Raw genomic sequence first — 15,036 nt, 5'->3', positions numbered from 1 at the left:
TCCAAGGGTCGCCATGGGAGAGTAGACATAGTAACATTTCCCAGCGGACGGCCGCTGTCGCCTGGGGAGCAATCACCACCAAATTAAAGCGTGGGTGAGGATCTAAGTGCCTCTGAGAGGCCTCATTCCAGCAAAAGGAGAGACCACGGATGCGTATCTTGATCGTGGGAGGCGGCATTGCCGGGTTGACGCTCGCAGCGAAATTGCGACAACAGGGTCGCACACCGGTCGTTATCGAAAAAGCGCATGAGTACACCGACATCGGCTACGGCATTGGTCTGTATCCCCTAGGAAGTTGTGTGCTCCACGGATTGGGGGTCTACGACGATCTGGTCGACTGTGGCTTGGAAGTGCAGCGCTACGAAATCGCCGATCACACGGGCGAGATCCTGCAAAGCCTCGACATGTCGGTCCTGACCAACGAAATCGGCCCGATGTACATGCTCTCACGCACGGCATTGATTGATCTGTTACGCAAGGCGTGCGGCGACTTGCCGATTCGGATGGGGACGACGGTTTCCAAAGTCGAACAAACTGGCGAAACGGTTCACACCACATTCAGCGACGGGACTCAAGGCGAGTTCGACGTAGTCGTATCCTGCGACGGCATTCACTCCGACATGCGCAAGCAGGTCTTTGGTGCGGGGGAGAAATTTGATTCTGAGTGGACCTGTTGGACTTGGTGGGGCAGCGGCGATTTGTTTCCGCCGGAACTAGTTCGCGAGTATTGGGGCCGCGGCTGGTTCTTCGGCGGGTACCCGGCCCCAGACCGCCGCATGTATTGCGCCGGGCTGCCTACTAAAGTCGTCGGAGATCAGTATGCTCCTGACGACGTTGTGCATGACGCACTGACCACGCATCTGGCCGAACTGATAGACAACGACGAAGCCGTCGCACAGGCGCTCAAGGATGCTCCGAAACTATTTGATTGGCCGATGTATGACGTTCGTATGGAGCATTGGACCCAAGGCCGCGTGGTGCTGTGCGGCGATTCCGGTATGGCCTTTCTGCCCACCGCCGGTGTCGGCGCCTCCAACGCCATGCGCTCCGCCGCTGCCCTGGCCGATGAACTCTCCCGCGCCGATGCTCAGCTCGTGCCACTGGCATTGGAGCTGTATGAAAAGCGGTGCTACAAGATCGTCAAAGCCAACCAAAACGATTCCCGCACCGCCGGCCGCATGATGTTCGTTGATTCGGCCGCTCTGGGGTGGGGGCGTGATCAACTGCTCAAACACGTCTCGGCGAGCGCCTTCATTGGCAGCATTATCAAGAGCATGAAGGAACCGTTTTAGGTCAGACGCGTCTTTCCATTAGACGCTTCCCGCAAGAATTGCCTCAGTGGCTGAGGCATATTCATTTTGGTTGTCCTCAACGAGAGCGGAGCGGGCGATTTGTAGTAAGTCGATTTGCCGATGTGACAAGGGAACGGGAGTGCCGTCGGGGGGGAGAGCGGGGATCAAACGCTTGATGACGGCGCGGGCCAATTGGTCGATGCCTTGCGGGGCTGTCACGGATGTCAACAACGCGTCGGCCGGTAAGGCGTCGTTCCAGACGTTGGGGAGATCGCATTTGTTGGCCACGACAATCGCATCGGGCCAAGCGGCCAGTAGAGCGCGGGTCTCGTCGTTGGGTGGAGCTGCGCTGTCGAGGACGAGGATGCGACAATCGGCGGCGGCGAATTTCGTTTGCGCCAGTTCGATACCGGCCGCCTCGATGCGTTCCGCCGCTGCGCGAATTCCTGCCGTATCGGCGAATTGAATCGGCCAACCTTCCAGTGCCGTTTCAGCGGTGACCACATCCCGTGTCGTCCCGGGGCGGTCATGCACCACAGCTCTGGAAAATCCGACCAATGCATTGATCAGGCTCGACTTGCCGACATTCGGTTGCCCGGCGAGGACCACACTCCAAGGCCGGGTGAGGTGACGACCGATGTCGGCCCAACGCAGCAGCGCATCGAGTTGATCCGTGGCTGCGGCACGCGTTGCAGCATTCCAGTCGGTGATTTGCAATTGTTCGTAGGCGGCGCGCAAGATGCCGTTTTGTTGGTCGAGGGCAATGGCCGCTGTGCGCAGGGTACTGGCGTTTGCGATGGCTGTGGCGCATTCCTCAGCGAAACCGCTGGCCGCACGCGATGTTTTGTTTTCCCAGTCGGTTGTCGTATATCCGGCCTGCCGCAGGTCGGCGAGGATTCTGCGGACGGCGGCGTCTCCGCCGTGGCAGTGGATTTCGAGTTGGTCGTCCGCGGTCCGGCAGAGGACGACTTTTTCACTCGGCTGGCTGCCCCAGTCTCCGAAGATGATGCGTTGCGGCGATTGACTGCTCACCGACTGACCGTTGGCGGCGCGAAATAGCTGGGCCTGATCCAACAGGTCGGCATCGCCGGTGAGTATAAGCGTCGCCACGGCGCCACGCCCGCGGGGGGTGATGACTTCAGCAGTGAAAACGGCATAGGGCATTGAAAAAAACTCAATTGCCCGTGGCGGCGATGTCTTCGTCGTCCAGCGTGGCGATGTAAGGGAGATTGCGATAATGGTCGTCGTAATCCAATCCATAGCCGACGACGAATTCATCGGGGATCCGAAAACAATGGTAATCCGGCTGCACTTCGAACGTGGTCCGCTCATGTTTCCACAAAAGCACAGCGGTGCGAATGCTGCGCGGCTTGAGCGTTTGGACCTGCTCTAAGATTCGCGTGAGTGTCTGCCCAGTGTCCAGAATATCATCCAGCAGCAGCACGTCGCGGTTAGCGATATCGGGAATGAAATCGGGATTGATCACAAAGTCCCCCGCAGTCGTTGTGGCGCCGCGATAACTTGAGGCTTGCAGTAAACCGACGCGGAGCGGCAATTCAATTTGGCGAATCAGATCGGCCAGAAGGATCACACTACCGGTCAAAACACCCAAGACGGTCAGCGGACGGTCCTGGTATTGGGCGTGGATCTCTCCGGCCAGTTTCGCGATGGCTGCTTGGATTTCTGTTTCGGGGACGAGAACTTTCACGGAACCGCCTTTGTTTTGTGTCGTTCTCAGCCACCGCGACTCCAAACCAGTGCTCAGCTTTGAGATTGCGTTTCAAGGCCCAAAGCCTACGGCCGATTCCTCAGTCCAAAAAGATGCGGTCGTAATCTTCGAACATCGCATCCAAAATCGCCCGGCCTTCTTCGGTGGCGCGATAACGGACAAAGTCGTTTCCGCCGGGGACTTCGACGATCAGGGGCGCGTTTTCGTCGGGTGTCAGAAACCAAACCTCAGCTGCCAGCGGTTGCATGAATGCAATTAAATCCTCTTCGCCAACCGGCAGGAAGACTTCGCCGTCGAGGAAGAACTGGTAGGCGTATTCTTCGAGTTTGGGCCAAGGCAGATCGCTTTCTGTGCCGCGATAGTACGGTTCGAGCGCGGAGACTTCATCGGGCTTCACGTTGGGATTGTGAAGCATGTCGATCGCGTTCCAGGGGCAGATTTCCAAGTTGTAGTGGTCGTTGCTTTCCGCTGGAATTCGGTAACACATCTGGCAGCCAATGCAGCGGGATGTGTCGATCTGGTGGTAGCTTTCCGACGGAATGTTACTGACAACTTCGTAGATGCAGTCCACCGGGCATTGCGTCGCGCAGGAATTGCATGACGTGCAGGAGTCCTTATTGATGACCGCCAAGTAGCGGGTCTCTTTTTTGCGGTCCGCTTTGCGGGTTTCGAAATAGTCGGTGACTGAAATCGTCATCGTTGAAAGTTTCTCCAATCGTCAAATCCGAAATGGCTGCCGTGCGAGTGATCCGTGAGGCGATCGATTTTTTCGATTCAGCGACACGGCGGCCGGCCGTCATGCGCACAAGTGCGTACTCAAATTATAGTCGGCTCACGTGGGACTGGCCAATCGTGGCTCATGCAGTTTTTCGACTTCAGCGTGAAATTATCAAAAATGAGAATGTCCGAAGCCAGTCTTGCGGTCGGCGCAAGTCGATTTGAGATGCGAATTTCACGCGAAAACTCCCGTTTGGAGATCAACGGCGATCCGTTATACTCCCGCCCCTCTTGAATGCGGACTCCCCTCACCGGGGGGGCTGTCCAACAATCGAATGCCCGCCCTCTCATTCACGTTGCCCTTGCCGGCATGAAACCAACAACCATGCGGATGCTGAACGCTACTCTTGGACTCTATTTGTTGTTTGCGGCTGCCAGTCTGTTCCTTTGTGGCTGTGGGACCACGATCAGCCGGAATGCGACGGAGCAATTGTTAGCCTCCGATGCGGTGGATCGCTCCGTTCGCGAAATCGATTTTCGGGACTTGCGGGGCCAAAACGTGTTTTTTGACACAACGTATATCAAAAATGTGGCTTCGGTCGGTTTTGTGAACTCTGATTACATCATCAGCTCTCTGCGTCAGCAAATGATGGCGGCCGACTGTCGGTTGCGGGAAACCCGTGAACAAGCGGACTTTGTGATCGAGGCCCGCGTGGGTGCGTTGGGAGCAGATCGCCACGAAATCGTGTGGGGCATCCCCGCCAACAATCTGTTAGGGACAGTCGCCTCAGCGGTTCCCAATGCCCCGGCGGCGGCGCCGCCGACAATTCCGGAAATTGCGTTTGCCAAAAAGGGAGACGAATTGGCGGTCGCCAAGATTGGTGTGTTTGCCTATCACCGCGAAACGGGACAACCGATTTGGCAATCGGGGACCAATCAATCGAAGAGCACCGCACGGAGTACCACGGTGTTTGGCATCGGCCCGTTTCAATCTGGCACAATTCACAAAGGAACGGAATTCGCCGGTTCCAAGATTGCTTTGCCATTGCTAGGCGAAGAAGTCGAAGAAAAGAAATCGCCTGTGACTCCCTTCGAGGAGGAAGCTCATTTCGCCAGTGCGCAATCCACATTGAAGGTGGCTGATTCCGAAAAGCCGGCAACGCCCCCTGAAGTCGAACAAGTGGCCGGAGAATCTCCCAAATCGCCGCCCACTCCGACAGCACCTACAGAGAAAACGGTTCCCGCGCCGCCGGAATTGCTCAAAACCGTGCCTGTTAAGAGCGAACCGGCAACGACCACTGTTCCGCCGGAAGCGAAGCCACCCGCCAAATCGGCGCGGCCGACAAACAATACGTTGCTCAACAAGACGAAGAGTAACGGTTGGAATCCCCGAAAACCCGCGCCTTAATGCAACAAACGGACGCTGCGGCTGCCTCGTGCCCGGTGTCTATTTCTTGGTGGATGGATCTCTTTGCATTTGTTCGTGCACTGTTTGTGCATGCATGCCGACCAAGCGGGCGATCAAAATCGCGATGTACAATTGCCCCAGCACAGCTTGCAGCCAGGCCAACGTCCGCGAGAGATCTGACGCCGGTGAGATGTCGCCATAGCCCAGCGTGGTCATGGTGACGAAGCTGAAATAGCAAAACACTGAAAAGACCGAGGATGTCTCGTTGGGTGCGTTCTCGCGCCAAGGCTCCCCATAGGAAAACATGAACGAACTGGGATCGTTGAGATACACCAGCACGTACAATAGACCCCAGGCGATGCCCGATAACAAATAGACGCACACGGCGGCGAAGATTTTGTCCGTCGTGACCGGTCCCGGCTTAACGACAGTCCCCAGAATCAATGTGGCGGTAAATGCGAAGGCTATGAAAGCTGTCCCATCAGCAATGGTGTTCGCCGCGACTTTTGAGATCAGAGAGCTCTCGAAAAACGTCGACCAAGTCGTGGTCAAAAAGGCAATCCCTAGTAGCACGCTGGCTAGATAGGCGAGGCTGCGTTGATCGCTGACGGCCAGAACAGCCGCTGCCAGACTCAAAGCGAGCAAGCCGTAGAAAAATAGGCCCTCAAATGTTGAGTATTTGATGAAGGGCGTCATCAATGAAAATAGAATCAAACTAACAAAAAGCGTTTGAAACCGTCCGCGCTGTGCGGTGCGGAGGAGTTTGTTGAAAGACAAGTCTCGCATGGCCGTTTCCCGGGAAGTGAATGCAGACCCCCAATTTGCTGAGGGCAACGACGCGCGCCGCTCGTAGGCTGGGGTTGTTTCCCATTGAACGGTCCCAGGGGCGAAACTTCAATGCACCTCGGGAACTGCCGAGTTCACGGTTGTCGCTAAGCGGGCCAAGAAGACTGCCCTTAGCAGTGCAAGCGTGCTATAATTTGTCAGGTCAAACGGCGAGATTGCCGCTTGATTGATTCCACGCCCCCATTCGTTATCACGCCTCATTTGACGCTTTCCTCGGTAGGGATTCATTGTGTTTCGCATCGCAGAGACTTCAAGACCGGCCGGTCAATTTTGTGACGGAATTCGCCGACGACGTTTCCTGGAAATTGGTTCGCTGGGACTCCTCGGATTATCGCTGCCGAATTTGTTGCGACGAACGGCGAGCGCGGCCAACGTTGGTGGAACTGCGACAAGCTCAACCTCGCCCCGCTCAGTGATTCTCATTTGGCAACATGGTGGCCCCTCGCAACTCGATACTTTCGACATGAAGCCCGACGCTCCGGCCGAGGTGCGTGGGCCATATTCGTCGATCCAGTCCAATCTGCCCGGTTTGGATGTCGGTGAATTGTTGCCCTATCATGCCCGGGTGATGGACAAGTGCACGGTCATCCGCAGTTTCTCGCATGGCAACGGCGATCACTGGGCTGCGGCGCACTGGATGTTAACGGGACGTCTGGGGGCAACCGGTTCAGATCGCCCGGCACGGCAACCATCGATGGGGGCGGTGGCGTCTCACCTGCTCGGGCCGCGAAAAAAAGATACGCTGGCGACGGTGAACATGAACGACGGCGGCTTTGGCTACCACGGTGCCGCTTGGATGGGAGTCGCGCATAACCCGTTCCGTTATGGAGAATACAGCTACGGAAACGAAGCGGGCCGCTTGCCGACCGGCGATCACAAAAGTTTTCAACTCGTTGACGGTCTGAGCCGCGACCGTTTGATGAATCGCGTTGCCTTGCAGGAGCAATTTGACGGCCTGCGCCGCCGGGTGGAGACGAACTCCGATTTTCAAAACCTAGATCAGATCGATCAAAAGGCGTTGGACATCGTGCTTTCCGGCCGCACGCGACAGGCGTTTGAATTGGATCAAGAAGACCCGCGGACCCGCGAACGTTATGGACCAGGCTGGGGAGAACAAGCGTTACTGGCACGGCGACTGATCGAAACCGGGGTGCGGTTTGTCTCGCTGAATACCGGATACTGGGACGATCACAGTAACATCAATAACGCATTGAACAGCAAAATGCCGCGACACGACCGTGCGGTGGGGGTACTGATCGAGGATCTTGCACAGCGCGGCATGTTGGACGATACGTTGGTGGTCACAGCTGGAGAATTTGGCCGGACTCCCAAGATCAACGCCAACGCTGGTCGCGATCACTGGCCACAGGCGCAGAGCATTCTGTTTGCCGGCGGAGGCTATCGCCACGGTCAGGTCATTGGCAGTACGAACGGGAATGCCGAGCATCCCACGTCGCGCAAAATCGGCGTCAATGATTTTTGTGCCATCATCTATCACGCTTTGGGCTTACATCCAGACGACACGATCACCGATCCCACCGGTCGCCCTGTGCACCTATTGGAAGGGGGCAACGTCCCCCGTGAAATGCTCTAGTCGCGCAAACGCGGTGCTGTCGACGATTGGTGAAAGACTGTCACGCTATTTGAACGTGAGCAGTTGATCGACCAAATCGAGCACGTAGTCGACATCGAACGGCTTGCTGACAAAGGCATCGACGCCGCTCGATTCGGCGAAGGCTCGATGCCGCGGGTCCTCATTCCCGGAGACCATGATCACCCGCGGATTGAGTGTCGACATGAGGTTGAGGCACTTCAGTACGTTAAAACCGTTGCGGCGCGGCATCACAATATCGAGGATCACCAAATCCGGGGAATCCCGTTCGACGCGGGCGAGACCTTCGTTGCCGTCGTGTGCGAGCACCACGTCATAACCGCGCGACCCGAGCGCCAACTCTAGGGAGTCGAGGATTTCGTTGTCGTCGTCAACGACAAGGACGCGTTTTTTACTGTCGCTCATCAAAGCACCGGCAACAAACGTGGGGAGGAAGGTAACCGCTGTGCTCGGGCATTTTTCACTGTCGTGTTCCAATGCCTGTTTTAAACATACAACGGACCAGTACTCGTTGTCGGCGGAATCCGTAAAAAGTCTTCAAGATTCCCTGCAAAAATCGCTCTTCCTCCGGTTTTGATGATGCGTGCTCGCAAGTTCCTACTGACAAGCAGGTTCCGGCGAATTGGAGGTGCCAGCTGGCTTTATCTCTGCTGGCCCCTTTCGCGAGCCTTGCAAACAGGGTGCAACTCCTTCACAATCTGATGTCCGTACGGGGCAATCCACGTCCCGGCGACTGCCGATTCCGGTGAATCGTTGTTGATCGTGAAGCGACCTGCGGACGGACTCATTGATGCAGGGAGCAGGACTGATCGGACGAAATTTGGTCCACCACTGGCTCTACCGCAACCGGGTAAGAAATCACATGGTACCGCTGGGATGACCGGACACGCGCGAGCGGAATGCTGAGTCCAGAATCTTCGGTCATTGAAACAACAGGCCTGTTTTCGGGCAGAGTATGCGCCCGTATATCACTAAACAACATTCCGACTCGGCGCAAGTGTCCGGATGGGAATGCGGGAAATCTATTGAGGAATTGAATCTCGTGTCGGCAACTTCAGTCGTTGGATTACAGTGGGGTGACGAGGCCAAGGGGAAGCTCGTCGATATTTTGACCCTCGAGCACGATATTGTCGTGCGCTATCAAGGGGGCAATAACGCTGGCCATACTGTCGTCTTTAACGGCAAGACCTACAAGCTGTCGCTTTTACCGACGGGCATTTTGCGCTCGGAGAAATTGTCGGTGATCGGGCCGGGTTTGGTCGTCAATCCCAAAGCCCTGCTCAGCGAAATGGAGGCGATTCGCCAACAAGGGATCGAGATCGGCGAGAACCTGATCATCAGCGATCGCGCCCATGTCATTTTTCCGCACCACATGGCCGAAGAAGCCGTGCTCGAAGCCAGCCGTAAAGATGACGCGATCGGTACGACGATGCGGGGCATTGGCACCTGCTATCGTGATAAAGCGGGACGCACCCATGCGATTCGGGTGGGCGATTTGTACCACGAAGCTTCTTTCCGCAGTCGGCTGGAAAGCATCGTCGAACAGAAAAATACGATCATCCAGGCCCTGGCGCCTGGCTCTGAGACAATTGACCACGCGGCTGTGGCGGAAGAGTATTTGGAATACGCTCGCATCCTCAAGCCGCACGTGACCGATACAACGGCACGACTGCATCGTGAGATCGCCGCCGGCAAACGGTTGTTGTTCGAAGGGGCCCAAGGCAGTTTGCTGGATGTGGATCACGGCACGTTTCCGTTTGTTACGTCGTCGAATAGTTCCTCAGCTGGTATTCACAACGGCAGCGGCGTGCCGCAACGGCATATCGATCGCATGATCGGTATCGTCAAGGCGTATACCACACGCGTCGGCGGTGGACCGTTTCCGACAGAACTGGACAACGAGATCGGCCAGTTGATTCGCGACACCGGCAACGAATACGGCACGGTCACCGGACGTCCACGACGTTGCGGCTGGTTGGATGCCGTGGCGACCGGTTACAGCGCGCGAGTCTGCGGCGTGGATTGCATTGCCGTCACGCTGTTGGACGTGCTCAGCGAACTGGATGAAATCCAGATTTGCGAGGCCTATGAAATCAACGGCCAACGAACGACCGATGTCCCCTCGCACGTCGAAGACTTAGCGGTCGTCAAGCCGATCTTCCGCACACTGCCAGGTTGGAAAACCGACATCACCGGGGCACGAACGCTCGAAGACTTGCCGGCCAACGCTCGCAAGTATCTGGACAACGTCGCCGAGTTGGTCGGCGTCCCGGTCGAATTCATCTCCATCGGTCCTGACCGCGAACAGACGATTATTATTTGACATTACGAAGTTCACCACGGATGTATTAGACCGTAGGCTGTAGACCGTAGGCCTTAGGAAATGGCGCTTCATTTCCCAAACCTACAGTCCAAAGTCTCTAGCCTGAAGCCTGCTTCTCTCTCCGTGGTGAATCAATCACACAAACAATGCTCCAGAAAAAAGTCACACCTATGTTCCTGCCTGGGACCCGTATTGAAATTGTGAATCCTGATCTGCCGCGTGGGCAGTTTTCGGCTGTGTTATTTGATTTTGACGGGACGTTGTCGCTGGTCCGCGAAGGTTGGCCGGAAGTCATGATCCCGATGATGGTCGACATTCTCGCTGAAACTCCACAGGCGGAACCGCGCGAAGCATTGTCCGAGCATGTCGAAGAGTTCGTTATGCGGCTCAACGGCAAGCAGACCATTTACCAGATGATTCATCTGGCCGAAGAGGTCGGCAAACGGGGCGGCACGGCCAAGGAACCGCTCGAATACAAACAGCAATACCACGACCTGTTGTGGGAACGGGTTTCAGGGCGTGTTTCAGGCCTCAAAGACGGCAGCGTCGAACCGGAAATCCTGACCGTACCGGGATCGCGTGAACTGCTAGAAAAACTGCAAGCGGCTGGCTGCGATCTGTATTTGGCCAGTGGAACCGATCACCAATTCGTCGCCGACGAGTTGGCTGCATTGAAACTGGATGCGTATTTCGGTCCGCACGTTTACGGGGCACAGGATGAGTACAAAAGCTTTTCCAAGAAAATGATCATCGAAAAACTGATGGCGGAGAATAGCCTCGGCGATGGCGGACTGTTGGGATTCGGCGACGGTTACGTGGAAATCGAAGAGATCAAACGCGTGGGAGGCATCGCCGTTGGCGTCGCGAGCGATGAAAAATATCGCGAGGGAATCAACGAGTGGAAACGGAACCGCCTGATGCGAGCCGGCGCGGATATTATTATCCCCGACTACCGCGAACGAGATGCGTTGTTGGCGTATTTGACGAACGGCGCAGATGTTTGATGCCGCTTGGTTGAGAGAACAGACCATCCAGTAAGGGGGCCACTGGCGGCTTGCCCGCCAGTGTTTTTTTACCGGTGACCCAACTTGCACTTCTAGACAAGCCAGCAGTGGCACCCAAAGTTGATTGTCCTGGTTTGACGTACATGGAAATTGTGACACAGCTATGCCCTACCCGCAGTTTGACCGCCATAAGATCAAGATGTTGCCGCTCTCCACGCGCATCAACAAAAATCAAATCGAGCGCGACCACGTTCCCGTCGACGCTGCACCGCAACAACTTACCGACGTCGCGCAAAAGGTGATTGCCGAAGCTGTCGAGCGGATCGTCGAAGCCCGTCAAAAGGACGCGCCGGTGATGCTCACCTTTGGTGCCCACTCGATCAAAAACGGTCTAGCGCTGGTGATGATCGAACTGATGGAGGCGGGCTGGGTAACGCACTTGGCCACAAACGGCGCCGGCATCATCCACGACTGGGAGTTCGCCTTTCAGGGGCAATCCAGTGAAGATGTTGAAGGTTATGTCAAAAAAGGCCAGTTTGGCAACTGGGAGGAAACCGGCCGGAACATCAACCTCGCCTTGAACCTCGGCGCTTACGAAGGCAAAGGTTACGGCGAGTCGGTCGGCGCCTTCATCGAGAATGAAGGGGGCGACATTCCCGACGCTGCTTCGCTGGTCGAAGAAATCAACACCCACGCCGCCGACAACCCGGCCCGCGCGGCAGCGGCCGCCGACCTGCTGTCGATCATCAAGACGTTCGATCTGCCAGCGGGACGGATGGAGGTGCCGCATGCCTGGAAGCGTTTCAGCGTACAAGCCGCCGCCTATCGGCTGGGTGTGCCATCCACGGGGCATCCGATGTTTGGCCACGACATTATTTACAACCACCCCATGAATCACGGCGCCAGCGTGGGCCGCGTTGCCGAACGCGACTTCCTCACCTTCGCCGAGAGTGTGAGCCGGCTCGATGGGGGCGTCTACCTTTCGATCGGCTCGGCGGTGATGTCTCCGATGGTGTTCGAAAAATCGCTGTCGATCTCCCAAAATGTCGCCATCCAGCACGACGATTTGATCAAAGATCATTCGATCTACGTCGTCGATCTGGCTAAGTCTCACTGGGACTGGACCCAAGGCGAGCCGCCGGTCGACAACCCCGACTACTACCTGCGCTACAACAAGAGCTTCAACCGCATGGGCGGCCACATGCGGTATCTGACCGCCGACAACCGCGACTTTCTGCTCCAGCTTGCTCATTCATTGCGAGGGCACTCGTCGTGAGATGACGATGCGGATGGGCGAACGATTTCTGGCCGCAACCTATTTTTCAATCGCCACAGAAGCTGCATCAATAAGAGTTCCTACCGAGAGAGCGACGAACGGCGTCAACTTGATTTCGTGATCCTGTCCCCAGCAGCGATGGAGGGCGAGTGTCGATGAATGCAGACCAGTCAAGCTCCCAGCGCGAGGTCGTTCACACCGGTCGACTATCGCGGAACTTATACGCGGTTCTGCTGGTGGGACTGGCGGTTGTGGTCAGTCTGGCAGTGATCGTCTTCTTGCGACCGCACGTGGATTCGTGGTTGGAAGTGTCGTCGGCATACCGGAATTTGTCGAGTACGGACCCCAATGAGCAGGACGATGCGATTCGCCGGCTGCGGAGCCTTGGCGAGGAAACGGAGAGCCATCTTATTGCGCTGTTGCATCACTCAGATGCAAATGTTCGCCTTTTTGCGGCATCCGAGCTGGCTCACAAGACTCGAGTGTCGGACAACATCATCGAAGCTTTTCTCATCGCATTGGAAAACAAGCAACACGTCGCCGAGATTGGTGATTCTGCACCGAAGCTCTTCTTCAGGCATGCCGAAAACGCCACAGGGCCGCTGACGGAGACGGATCAGCGGATGATTGCCTGGCTGAAACCTAGGCTGAATTCAAACAAAGTCGACCAGAGTGGCACGGCGGCTTGGGCATTGGCGGCATTCGTGAATCGCGACCCGTCGTTGCGGGGACCGCTGGTTGCATACTTGAAGAAGGGAGTTTTCTTTTACAAGTATCTCGTGCTGCAGGAAATGGTGGACAGCGATCCCTCACTGCGCGACGAGTATGTCGATGTGCTGCTCAGCGGGCTGGGAAGTTCGGTTCGGACGGACCAGACGAACGCACTGCACGGTCTGGCAATTTTGGAGATTGACCCGGATGAGTTGAGATCGCGACTCGAGGCGCGGCGGGAGGAAGCAACCGAGCCGGGAGAAATTTCGCGGATCGACCAGGCCCTGGAAGAACTCCGCGAGAAAGAGGCTGAGCAGTTATGAGCTAAGTGCGGAAACACCTGCACCGAGCGCATCCGCCCTGAAGCGGGAATCTTTCGCAGCGGGCTGGCGAGAACCCCCTTGAATCTGCTCTGTTGTGCGTTATCGTTGACGTGGGGTGCTACTAGGTAGGGCATGGCCGGAGGAGTCTGGAATCGGAAATGGCGGTTGGCATGGGCGGCGTTCTTGGTCGCTGTCACTTGCGGAAGCGGCATTGCCGCATTATCTCTCTATTTCGGCCCAAACAGTTACAACGAACACTTTTGGAGAATAAACCATGGCTGATGAAGCCGCGCTGCTTGAAGCACTCAAAGATGTTATTGATCCGGAGTTGATGATCAATATTGTTGACCTGGGATTGATTTATGCCATCGAGGATGATGAGGGCAAAGTTTCCGTTGATATGACGTTGACCAGCCCCGCTTGCCCCGCTGGTCCGCAATTGATGCAACAGGCGAAAATGGCGCTGGAAAAGCTGGAAGATGTCAGCGAAGCCGAGATCAAACTGGTCATGGCACCGCCCTGGAGTCCAGAGCGTATGACCGATGATGCCCGCGACCATCTGGGAATCTTTTAACAGCCCGTGAAATGGGGTGCCAGTGATTTGCAGGCATCTCACTCAGCGGAAGCTGTACCGGCGATTCCAATGGTACTGGCTCGGTACAATTGTTACATTCCGCGCCGCCTGTGACTTGCCCGCGTAATCGTTCCGACCAGCGGCGGCTGGGTGTGCCAGTGGCTGCCTTTGGTGGCTGACCGCCGCCGCAGTCACAAAAACCGGTTATACTGTGGTGAGTTAGCTTTCGTCCGGCCTGTGGGAAGTCGTCGCCCGCCGGCCCACGCGCATTCACGAGATGTATTGATACCCCATGTTCAGTCCGGAATTTTGGCAAGCGGTCCTTTTGGGCGTCGTGCAAGGGATTGCCGAGTTTCTGCCGATTAGCTCCTCCGGGCATTTGGTGGTGCTTGGTCCGCCCGTCGGACGCTGGATGGGGACGACTGCTCATAGCGACGAGAATCTGGTGCTCAATGTGGTGCTGCACCTTGGCACGCTGCTCTCCATTCTAGTGGTCTATCGCCGCGCGATCTGGAACCTGCTGAAGGACTTTCGCCTGTGCCTGTACATCGTGCTGGCAACGATTCCCTTGGGGATTGCCGGGCTGACGCTCAAGCCGCTCTTAGACCGCGCTTTTGAGACGCCCATGGTGGTGGCAATCGGATGGATCGCCACAGCGGGGATGTTGTTGGTCGGCCAAAAATCAGCCAACCGGCCCGATGCAAAGCCACTGGCAGAAATGACCGCCTGGCAGGCGATCATGATCGGCCTGTTTCAAGCGGTGGCGCTGGTGCCGGGCATCTCGCGGTCAGGCAGTACAATCTCCGGGGGCATGCTCTGCGGGCTGCGGCGGAATGACGCCGCCACGTTTTCATTTTTCATCGCCATTCCCGCCATCTCCGCAGCGGCGCTAAAAGTGCTGATGGATGCGGTGTCGCTCGAGTCGGCCGACCAATCCGCCGTTTCCATGCTGGTCACACAATGGCCGGCACTGCTCGCCGGCGCGCTGACGTCGTTCGTCGTCGGTGTGGTGGCGCTCAAACTGCTTCTCAAAGCAGTGGCGACAATGCGGTTGCATTGGTTCGCCTACTATTGCTTGGCAATGGCCACCGGGACACTGATCTGGCAACTCGGACCATGGTCGGCTGCGGGCTGATTGGATAATGGTCTTGAGGAAGCGGTTGGGTGGCGATACCGTTGTTCCTAAGGGGCACTGCCGAAGCCCAATACTGTCCGGGAAAT

15 protein-coding genes are annotated in these 15,036 nt (G+C 56.6%); 9 read left to right on the top strand and 6 right to left on the bottom strand.

What is annotated here, in order from left to right; translation table 11 throughout:
* The first annotated feature begins 149 nt into the window (after positions 1-149).
* Entirely contained in the window at positions 150-1,292 is a 1,143-nt protein-coding gene (locus Mal52_RS25375; RefSeq protein ID WP_145379377.1) for an FAD-dependent oxidoreductase, read from the top strand.
* An 18-nt stretch (positions 1,293-1,310) separates the two neighbouring features.
* On the opposite strand, the gene Mal52_RS25370 is transcribed toward Mal52_RS25375, so the two are convergent.
* The 3 genes from Mal52_RS25370 to Mal52_RS25360 all read right to left on the bottom strand — a co-directional run bounded on the left by Mal52_RS25370 (position 1,311) and on the right by Mal52_RS25360 (position 3,718).
* Positions 1,311-2,456 (bottom strand): GTPase, encoded by a 1,146-nt coding sequence (locus Mal52_RS25370; protein ID WP_197534462.1) that lies wholly within the window; start codon positions 2,454-2,456, stop codon positions 1,311-1,313.
* A gap of 10 nt (positions 2,457-2,466) precedes the next feature.
* On the bottom strand, positions 2,467-3,000 hold the full coding sequence (hpt, locus tag Mal52_RS25365) for a hypoxanthine phosphoribosyltransferase (protein WP_145379372.1): 534 nt from the start codon (positions 2,998-3,000) through the stop codon (positions 2,467-2,469).
* A 100-nt stretch (positions 3,001-3,100) separates the two neighbouring features.
* Positions 3,101-3,718, bottom strand: coding sequence for a 4Fe-4S binding protein (locus Mal52_RS25360; protein ID WP_145379370.1), 618 nt, complete (start codon positions 3,716-3,718; stop codon positions 3,101-3,103).
* 405 nt (positions 3,719-4,123) lie between these two features.
* Between Mal52_RS25360 and Mal52_RS25355 the strand changes: the two genes are divergently transcribed.
* The gene (locus tag Mal52_RS25355) at positions 4,124-5,146 is read left to right on the top strand and encodes a DUF6655 family protein (RefSeq protein ID WP_145379368.1); all 1,023 of its coding nucleotides are present in this window, start codon (positions 4,124-4,126) and stop codon (positions 5,144-5,146) included.
* A gap of 39 nt (positions 5,147-5,185) precedes the next feature.
* Here the strand turns inward: Mal52_RS25355 and Mal52_RS25350 are convergent, their stop codons facing one another.
* Both Mal52_RS25350 and Mal52_RS29995 read right to left on the bottom strand, forming a co-directional pair.
* Positions 5,186-5,932: a potassium channel family protein gene (locus Mal52_RS25350; protein ID WP_145379366.1), complete on the bottom strand. Its 747-nt coding sequence runs from the start codon at positions 5,930-5,932 to the stop codon at positions 5,186-5,188.
* Between the two features lie 108 nt (positions 5,933-6,040).
* Complete coding sequence (locus Mal52_RS29995) at positions 6,041-6,193, bottom strand: hypothetical protein (RefSeq protein ID WP_197534461.1); 153 nt, start codon at positions 6,191-6,193, stop codon at positions 6,041-6,043.
* A 28-nt stretch (positions 6,194-6,221) separates the two neighbouring features.
* On the opposite strand from Mal52_RS29995, the gene Mal52_RS25345 reads away from it, so the two are divergent.
* Entirely contained in the window at positions 6,222-7,586 is a 1,365-nt protein-coding gene (locus Mal52_RS25345; protein WP_197534460.1) for a DUF1501 domain-containing protein, read from the top strand.
* Between the two features lie 45 nt (positions 7,587-7,631).
* Here the strand turns inward: Mal52_RS25345 and Mal52_RS25340 are convergent, their stop codons facing one another.
* A complete protein-coding gene (locus Mal52_RS25340; protein ID WP_145379362.1) occupies positions 7,632-8,009 on the bottom strand; it encodes a response regulator in 378 nt (125 codons plus the stop codon).
* A 637-nt stretch (positions 8,010-8,646) separates the two neighbouring features.
* Between Mal52_RS25340 and Mal52_RS25335 the strand changes: the two genes are divergently transcribed.
* From Mal52_RS25335 to Mal52_RS25310, 6 genes are all read left to right on the top strand, one after another.
* Positions 8,647-9,927 (top strand): adenylosuccinate synthase, encoded by a 1,281-nt coding sequence (locus Mal52_RS25335; protein WP_145379360.1) that lies wholly within the window; start codon positions 8,647-8,649, stop codon positions 9,925-9,927.
* Positions 9,928-10,097: 170 nt separating this feature from the next.
* Complete coding sequence (locus Mal52_RS25330) at positions 10,098-10,931, top strand: HAD family hydrolase (protein WP_145379358.1); 834 nt, start codon at positions 10,098-10,100, stop codon at positions 10,929-10,931.
* Between the two features lie 163 nt (positions 10,932-11,094).
* Complete coding sequence (locus Mal52_RS25325) at positions 11,095-12,207, top strand: GSU2086 family protein (RefSeq protein ID WP_145379356.1); 1,113 nt, start codon at positions 11,095-11,097, stop codon at positions 12,205-12,207.
* A 155-nt stretch (positions 12,208-12,362) separates the two neighbouring features.
* Positions 12,363-13,241, top strand: coding sequence for a hypothetical protein (locus Mal52_RS25320; RefSeq protein WP_145379354.1), 879 nt, complete (start codon positions 12,363-12,365; stop codon positions 13,239-13,241).
* 274 nt (positions 13,242-13,515) lie between these two features.
* Positions 13,516-13,815: a metal-sulfur cluster assembly factor gene (locus Mal52_RS25315; RefSeq protein ID WP_145379352.1), complete on the top strand. Its 300-nt coding sequence runs from the start codon at positions 13,516-13,518 to the stop codon at positions 13,813-13,815.
* A 292-nt stretch (positions 13,816-14,107) separates the two neighbouring features.
* Positions 14,108-14,950 (top strand): undecaprenyl-diphosphate phosphatase, encoded by an 843-nt coding sequence (locus Mal52_RS25310; RefSeq protein ID WP_145379350.1) that lies wholly within the window; start codon positions 14,108-14,110, stop codon positions 14,948-14,950.
* Positions 14,951-15,036: the final 86 nt, after the last annotated feature.

The organism is Symmachiella dynata, assembly GCF_007747995.1.
Taxonomy (GTDB): Bacteria; Planctomycetota; Planctomycetia; order Planctomycetales; family Planctomycetaceae; genus Symmachiella; species Symmachiella dynata.
The sequence above is the reverse complement of the archived record's forward strand: the minus strand, read 5'-3'. Positions and strand labels throughout refer to the sequence as shown.